The organism is Cellulomonas algicola (genome assembly GCF_003851725.1).
Lineage (GTDB): Bacteria > Actinomycetota > Actinomycetes > Actinomycetales > Cellulomonadaceae > Cellulomonas > Cellulomonas algicola.
Map to the genome: position 1 here is coordinate 1 of NZ_BHYL01000003.1, position 5973 is coordinate 5973.

Genomic DNA, 5973 nt, shown 5'->3' on the forward strand with positions numbered 1-5973 from the left:
GCGGCGCGTCGCGTCGGCAGCACGGCGCACGCGGCGCGTCTGCGGCGGCGACGCGCGTCGGCACCGCGCGTGGCGAACCGACCCGCCCGCGCGGGTCAGTAGCCGGCGAAGGCGTCGGTGCGGATCCGACGCACCCCCGCCCGGCGCAGCGTGCGGCGCGCGTGCACGACCATGCGCGGCGGACCCGAGACGTACGCGAGCCGCCGGTGGGCGTCAGGCACGCCCTCGCGGAGCACGGCGTCCTCGAGCAGGGGCGCGGCACGGTGCTCCCACCCCTCCGGCAGCACGGCGGGCGGCGTCGGGGCGACCACCACGACGCGCGCCGCGGACGCGGTGAGCACGTCGGCGTAGGGCGGCTCGTCACCGGGCCCGAGCAGGAGCAGCAGCACGACGTCGCGCCGCTCCCCCGCGCGTGCGAGTGCCGCGAGCTGGCTGACGAACGGCGTGATCCCGATCCCGCCCGCGACCAGCAGCAGCGGGACGTCGGCGCGCCGCGGGAGGAGGAAGTCGCCGCCGACGGACGTGGCGCGCACCACGACACCCTGCGGCAGCGACGTGAGCGTGCGCTTGAACGAGCTCGGCGCGGGTGTCAGCCGGTACGCGACCACGACGCCGTCCACGTGCCCGGGCGGCGACGCGACCGAGAACACCCGGCGGGTCCCGCGCCGGTCGACGCCCGCGTGCGGCACGTGCAGCTCGATCCACTGCCCGGGGCGGAAGCGCAGCGCGCGCTCGGGCGCGAAGGCGACCTCGCGCACGGCCGGCGTGACGTCGCGGTGACCCACGACGGTGAGCCGCACGGCACGCCGCTGTCCGAGCGCGAACGCGAGCACGTTGCCGACGACGAGCGCGAGCTCGGGCGAGCTCCACACGGGTCCGAGCGTGAACGGCGTGACGGTGAGCGCGCCGACGAGGGCGGCCTCCGCGAGCTGCTGGCGGCGGCGGGGCGGCAGGGTCAGCGGCTCGGTGAGCATGAACGCGGCGGCGAGCACGAGCGGGTAGGACGCGAGCGAGGTCCACAGGGCGTCGGGCACCGCCAGGCCCAGCCCGACGAGCCGCACGCTCACCACCCCGCCCGCGACGACCAGGTACGTCCCGACGAGCAGCCCGCGCCGGGTCCGCACGACGACGGCCAGCGCGGCGACCGCGACGACCGGGAGCAGCGCGGGCGTCGCGACCCACCAGGTGGCCGGCACCGCGCCGAACGGGACGCCCACGAGCCCCACGGCGAGCGCGCCGGCCGCCGCGGGGTTGAGGACGTGCCGCGACCGCACGGCGAGGACGAACTTGGACGCCCCCGCGGCGGCGGCGGCCGCGGCGAGGACCGCGAGGTCGAGGGGTGCCGTCGACGGACGGAGCAGCAGCGCGAGGAGGAGCCCGGTGATCACCGACGACTCGCGGTGCACGGGCACGCGCCAGAGCGCGCCGCACGCGAGGCTGACGAGCAGGGTGACGGCGACCGCGACGACGACCGACACCGCCAGCGCGACCGGCTCGACGTGCACGCTCCCCGAGAGGCTCAGCACGAGCGCGGCGGCCAGCACGACGCCCAGTGCGGCCGAGACGGTCCGGTACGTCGTGACGCGGCCGAGCAGGTCGTCGACGCGGCTCATGCGAACACCTCCCCGGGCAGCCCGAGCGACCAGTGCACGCGGCCGTCGGCGTGGATGCGCACGTACTCGAGGTCGAACCGCACCTGCAGGCGCTCGGGGTCGACGAAGAAGAGCGCCGTCGCGAGGCCGTCGGCGACCATCGCGGTGGGCGCGACGGCCCAGGTCGCGACGACGTCCCGCGTGGGCGCACCCGTGCGGGCGTCGACGACGTGGTGCAGCCCGTCGCCCCACGTGCGCCGGTCCACGCCCGAACCGCACACGGCGGCGTCGCCGACCTCGACGACGCCCACCGCGCGGCTCGCGTCGCCGGGCTGCTGGAGCCCGACCCGCACCGGCGCACCGTGCCGCAGGACGTCGCCGCCCGCGTCGACCAGCACGTCGTCGACGCCGCACGCCGCGAGCTCGGCGGCCACGAGGTCGACGAGCTGGCCCTTGCCCGCGGCGCCGACGTCGAGCAGCACGGGCTCGTGCACGACGAGCCGGTCGCCGTCGCGCGCGAGCACGTCGGCCGCGCGCGGGGCGGGCACGGGCGGACCCGCCGGGACGAGGGTCAGCCCGGGGTCGTAGCCGAGCCGCTCCAGGCTGCGGCCGACGAGCGGGGACACGGCGCCGCCGGTGCGCTCGTCGAGCACGTCGTAGAGGTCGAGCAGCGCGACGCCGTGCGCGGGCAGGGCGTACACGCCGGGTGCCGCGGCGATCCGGGCCACGAGCGAGTCGGGACGGAACCGGGACCACACCGCGTCGTACGCCGCGACGCACGCGTGGACGCGGGCGAGCACCCCCCCGTCGAGCGGTGCCGGTGTGCGCAGCGTCCACCGGGTGCCGATCGCGTCGAACGACTCACGCGCGCGCATCGGCGAGGACGGACTCCAGCGCGGACTCGAAGGCCTGCGTCGTGAGCGACGCGCCGGCCACGACGTCGACGTCGACGTCCTCGAGCGGGATCCCGACGACCTGAGCCGAGATGGCGGAGGCGAAGTCGGACTGGAACGTCTGCGAGGTGGGGTTGGTCGCCTGCGGCGCGACGTCCATCGCGGCGACGATGCCCTCGTCGACGGTGAGCGTCACCTCGATGCTCTCCTTGCCCGCGGGCGAGGAGTAGATGCCGACCCCGACGTAGGTGCCGTCGACGATGCGGCTCGTCGGGGACGCGGAGCTGCCGACGGCACCGCTCGCGTCGCCCTGCGCGCCGGCGGCGCCGGTCCCTGCGGCACCGCCCGCGGCGGTCGTGCCGTCGGCGGCCGTCGCGTCGGCGGCGCAGCCCGTGAGGGCGGCGGCGAGCGTCAGGCCCGCGAGGGCGAGCGCGGGCGTGCGGGGCGTGGTCATCGGGGTGCGTCCTCTCGTGGCCCGGGCTGTCCCGGGTCGGCAGGCGTCGAGGGGGCGACGCCCGAGGTCACACCTTGGCGGACGGGGTCGGCAGGCTGTCCACGCGCGAATCGATTAGGCGCTCACGCAGCGAGACGTCGGTGCAGGTCAGCCCACCCGGTGGAGCCACCGGACGGGTGCGCCCGCGCCCGCGTAGCGGAAGGGCTCGAGCTCGTCGTCCCAGGCCTGGCCGAGCGCGAGGTCGAGCTCCGCACGCAGGCGTGCCGGGTCGTCCGCGTGCTCGAGCGCGGCGCGGATCCGGTCCTCGGGGACGACGACGTTGCCGTGCACGTCGGTCGCGGCATGGAAGATCCCGAGCTCGGGCGTGTGGCTCCAGCGGGAGCCGTCGACGCCGTGGCTCGCCTCCTCCGTGATCTCGTACCGCAGGTGCGCCCACCCGCGCAGCGCGGACGCCAGCCGCGCGCCGGTGCCCTGGGGTCCCTGCCACGAGTGCTCGGCACGGTAGAAGCCGGGTCCTGCCGGCTGCGGGGTCCAGTCGAAGGTCACCCGCGCGGTCAGGACGTTCCCGGCTGCCCACTCGATGTGGGGGCACAGCGCACGGGGCGCAGAGTGCACGAAAAGAACACCGCGGGTGATCGCACCTGCCATGTCGTCCTCCTGGTCGGCTCGAGGTTCGCCTTCCCCAACGTCCTCGGGTCCTGCTCAGGAGCACTCACGGTCTCGCGGCGTGCTGTGCACACTATGCCCGACGTGCGGCGTCACCGCCAAGCACCAGGGCGGGGATGCGTCAGAGCTGCTCGCGGATCGCCCGCATCGCCTTCTTGCGCACGGACCGCTCGAGGCGGTCGAGGTAGAGCATCCCGTCGAGGTGGTCGACCTCGTGCTGGAGGCACCGGGCCATGAGCTCGGTGCCCTCGACGACGACTTCCTTGCCGTCGAGGTCGGTGCCGACGACCCGCGCGTACCAGGCGCGGCGCGTCGGGTACCAGAGACCCGGGACCGAGAGGCAGCCCTCGTCGCCGTCCTGGTACTCGTCCTCGGAGAGCTCGACGATCACGGGGTTGAGCACGTAGCCGATCTCGTCGTCGATGTTCCACGAGAACGCGCGCAGGCCGACGCCGATCTGGTTGGCCGCGAGACCGGCGCGACCCTCGTGGTCGACCGTCTCGAGGAGGTCCTCGACGAGCGAGCGGACGCGGTCGTCGACCGCGGTGATCGGGTCGCACGGGGTACGCAGGACGGGGTCTCCGACGGTGCGGATCTCTCGCATGGCCATGCGTCGATCCTTTCATGCCCGGGACGCGGACCAGGGCCGTCCGGAGGCGGCGTGTGAGGAGCGAGACACCGCACGGCGCCGACAAGCCGACGAAGCGGGCGTACCTTTGTACTGACCGGTCAGTCAGAAAGGAACCCGCCACATGACCGCCTCCGCCGAGATCGGCACCGACCCCACCCCCGGCGCCGCGAGCGACGGCCCCGCCGCGCCCGACGCGACACCCGAGCCGCCCGTCGTCCGCGCCCGGCACCTCGCCCTGCACGGCCCGCGCGGACGCGTGTACGGACCCGTCGACCTCGACGTCGCGCCGGGCGTGCTCGTGCTGGTCCAGGGCGCGCAGGGCTCGGGTCGCACGAGCCTGCTGCTCACGCTCGCCGGCCGCATGGTCCCCGACGCCGACGCACGGCTCGACGTGCTCGGGCACCGCCTGCCGCGGGAGCGCCGCGCCGTGCAGAGCGCGGCGGCGATCGCGGGGTTCGGCGGGATCGACGACCTCGACCAGTCCGTCACGGTCGGCGCGCTCGTCCGCGAGCGGCTCGCCTGGCTCGGCCCCTGGTACCGACGCCAGCCCCGCCTCACCCGGCGCACGCTCGACGAGGCACTGGCGCCGGCGTTCGGCGACCGCCCCGTGCCCGCGCCGGGCACCGTCGCCTGGGACCTCGACGAGCTGGACGCGATGCTGCTGCGCCTCGGCCTCGCCCTGCTGCAACGACCCCGTCTGCTCGTGGTCGACGACGTCGACCAGGTGCTCGACGACGCCCGCCGCCAGGTCGTCTGGACCCGGCTCGAGCGGCTCGCCGCGGGCGGCCTCACGGTCGTCGCCGCGTGCGCGAGCGCCGACGAGGTCACGCGCACCCGCTGGGTCACGCCGCCGACCGTCGTCGCGCTCCCCCTCTGACCCGTCTCCCGTCACCCACCGCACCCCGAGGACCGTCATGCTCTCGCTCACCGCCGGCACCGAGCTGCGCCGCTTCCGCCGCGGCACGCTGCCCCGCCTGGCCGTCGTCGCGATGATCGTCGTGCCGCTGCTCTACGGCGTCCTGTACCTGTGGGCGTTCTGGAACCCCACCGGGCACCTCGACCGCATCCCCGTCGCGCTCGTCGACGCCGACGCGGGCGCGACGCGCGACGGCGAGCCCGTGCACGCGGGCGCCGACCTCGTCGACCGGCTCGTCGACGAGCACCGCCTCGACTGGGTCGTCACCGACCCCGCCGACGCGGCCGACGGCGTCGACTCCGGCCGCTACTACTTCAGCGTCACGGTGCCCGCGGACTTCTCCGCCGACCTCGTCTCCGCCGGCGGCGACTCCCCGCGCTCGGCGCGCATCGACGTCGCCTACGACGACGCCAACTCGTTCCTCGTCACGTCGCTCGGCCGCACCGCGATGGAGCGCATCACGGCGGCCGTCTCGGCAACCGCGGGCGAGCAGGCCGTCGACGCGGTGCTCGTCGGGCTCTCGCAGGCGCACGACGGCTTCACCGAGGCCGCCGACGGTGCCGTCCGGCTGCGCGACGCCGCGGACCAGCTCGGTGCGGGCGCACGCACGCTGGCCGACGGCGCGGGCCAGCTGGCCGACGGTGCCGAGCAGGCGTCGTCGGGGGCCGCCGACGTCCGCGACGGCGCCGCACGCCTCGCCGACGGGTCGACGCAGGCCGACACCGCAGCCGGGAGGCTCGCGACCGGGAGCGCCCAGGTCGCCGACGGGGTGCACGCCGCGGCCGCGCAGGTCGACGGGCTCGTCGCGGGCGTGTCCGGGC

The 5973-nt window shown here is 76.0% G+C and carries 7 protein-coding genes; 2 read left to right on the plus strand and 5 right to left on the minus strand.

Features of this window, described 5'->3' with window-relative positions:
- Nucleotides 1–95: 95 nt before the first annotated feature.
- The 5 genes from CTKZ_RS00100 to def all read right to left on the minus strand — a co-directional run bounded on the left by CTKZ_RS00100 (nucleotide 96) and on the right by def (nucleotide 4215).
- Nucleotides 96–1613, minus strand: a complete 1518-nt coding sequence (locus CTKZ_RS00100; RefSeq protein WP_124341009.1) for an FAD-dependent oxidoreductase — start codon at nucleotides 1611–1613, stop codon at nucleotides 96–98.
- Nucleotides 1610–2467 (minus strand): FAD:protein FMN transferase, encoded by an 858-nt coding sequence (locus CTKZ_RS00105; protein ID WP_124341010.1) that lies wholly within the window; start codon nucleotides 2465–2467, stop codon nucleotides 1610–1612. The genes CTKZ_RS00100 and CTKZ_RS00105 overlap by 4 nt, the downstream gene beginning before the upstream one ends.
- On the minus strand, nucleotides 2454–2939 hold the full coding sequence (locus CTKZ_RS00110; RefSeq protein ID WP_124341011.1) for a hypothetical protein: 486 nt from the start codon (nucleotides 2937–2939) through the stop codon (nucleotides 2454–2456). The genes CTKZ_RS00105 and CTKZ_RS00110 overlap by 14 nt, the downstream gene beginning before the upstream one ends.
- A gap of 147 nt (nucleotides 2940–3086) precedes the next feature.
- Nucleotides 3087–3587 (minus strand): DUF3145 domain-containing protein, encoded by a 501-nt coding sequence (locus CTKZ_RS00115; protein WP_124341012.1) that lies wholly within the window; start codon nucleotides 3585–3587, stop codon nucleotides 3087–3089.
- A 139-nt stretch (nucleotides 3588–3726) separates the two neighbouring features.
- Nucleotides 3727–4215 carry a peptide deformylase gene (gene def, locus CTKZ_RS00120; RefSeq protein ID WP_124341013.1) on the minus strand — a complete coding sequence of 163 codons (489 nt, stop codon included), beginning with the start codon at nucleotides 4213–4215 and terminating at the stop codon, nucleotides 3727–3729.
- Nucleotides 4216–4357: 142 nt separating this feature from the next.
- Here def and CTKZ_RS00125 point away from each other — a divergent pair, with 142 nt between their 5' ends.
- Nucleotides 4358–5113, plus strand: a complete 756-nt coding sequence (locus tag CTKZ_RS00125; RefSeq protein WP_200829587.1) for an AAA family ATPase — start codon at nucleotides 4358–4360, stop codon at nucleotides 5111–5113.
- Nucleotides 5114–5150: 37 nt separating this feature from the next.
- The coding region (locus CTKZ_RS00130; RefSeq protein ID WP_124341014.1) for a YhgE/Pip domain-containing protein at nucleotides 5151–5973 on the plus strand (823 nt) is incomplete at its 3' end.